Source organism: Flavobacterium sp. P3_A6 (genome assembly GCF_056403035.1).
The window spans coordinates 1-1,327 of record NZ_JBFUGG010000054.1 but is presented as its reverse complement, the minus strand read 5'-3'; the positions used below and the strand labels follow the sequence as shown (position 1 = coordinate 1,327).

Annotated in this window: 1 protein-coding gene; it reads right to left on the bottom strand. The window is 31.5% G+C overall.

The annotated features are described in order from the left end of the window. Window positions 1-104 precede the first annotated feature (104 nt). Window positions 105-1,136, bottom strand: coding sequence for an IS110 family RNA-guided transposase (locus AC1DVP_RS21245; RefSeq protein WP_477185465.1), 1,032 nt, complete (start codon window positions 1,134-1,136; stop codon window positions 105-107). Window positions 1,137-1,327: the final 191 nt, after the last annotated feature.

The following is a 1,327-nucleotide window of genomic DNA, read 5'->3' as shown; positions in this document are numbered from 1 at the left end:
AAAGATTCTGTGTTGATTTTCTAATAAATCTAAATTTTATTTTTTATTTTTTATCATTAAATTTGTCCTCTAAGTCGGCCATAGAGCTAGACTGTATAGCGTGCTTATGCCTTTTGTGCTTGCACGCTATTTTTTTTATAATCCTTGTCGTAAGTTGTTTTGTTTTTATAAAGAACATAAATCAATTCCAATAACTTTCTCTGAACGGCGACACATCCTTTCATTTTAATCCCATGTTTTGCTACTATTCTTGCATACTGGTCRCGAAAATTATCATCCCATTTTATTGTACTCAAAGAGGGTAAATGAAGACAATTTCTTAAAAATCGATTTCCTCTTTTTGATATTGTAGGTTTACCTTTTACCGATGTTCCCGAGAGTTTCTCTTTTATATCTAAACCAGCATAACTCGTCAATTGTTTTTTGCTCCTTATTAATTCAAATCCGTTTGTTTCTCCAACAATAGTTACTGCTGTCAAAATTGACACACCCGGAATAGTGCAAATGTTACTTATATCAATTATAAGTTCGTCATGYCCTTTTATACTTTCCTTAATTTCATCTTTAATTTCTTTTTCAAGAGTGGTTAAGAAATCAATTCTTTTTTTTAACCTTTCAATACTCTTAAAATGAGGGATTGCTTCTGTCTCTTCGGCATGTAATTGATTCTTTACTATTGTCCTTTCATCTGTAATTTGACGACGTTCGCGGGTAAGTTGTTTTAAAACTCTATAGATATCTTTTGGTTTTTTCCAATTATCCAACTTTCTTTCCAATCCGAATCTGGCAATAGCCTCTGAACAAGTTTTGTCAGTTATTGTTTTAGTTTCTAAAGTTCTCATATAATTGCTGATTTTATTGGGCAAAATTATACTCACATCTTCTGCTTTTTCTTCAAGATAGTAAGCAAACTTTTGATGATAAACACCTGTAGCTTCCATTACATACCGAACTTTAATTTCAGTATCCGTTAACTTCTCTACCCATTGTGAAAGCTCTAGAAATCCTTTTTTGGTATTTTTAAAAACAGCATAAGAACATAATTCAATTTTAAAATCATCATACATTTTACCAAGGGTAACTACTAATTCTTTTTGAGCGACATCAATTCCTAATACTTGCTTCAATACTTTCATAACTTTCTAATTTTGTTTATAATAAAGTGATGAATCTCCCTTCGTCTTTTCTCCTAGTTGGATATTCTGGATATTACGACTTGCGTAGTTCCTTACATTCTGTTCAGACTCTAAAAGATAAAAAGAATGAGGTTATATCTTTCCGACAATGTACTTCTTGAGTCATTTAGCGGGATTTCAACTCTCATCCT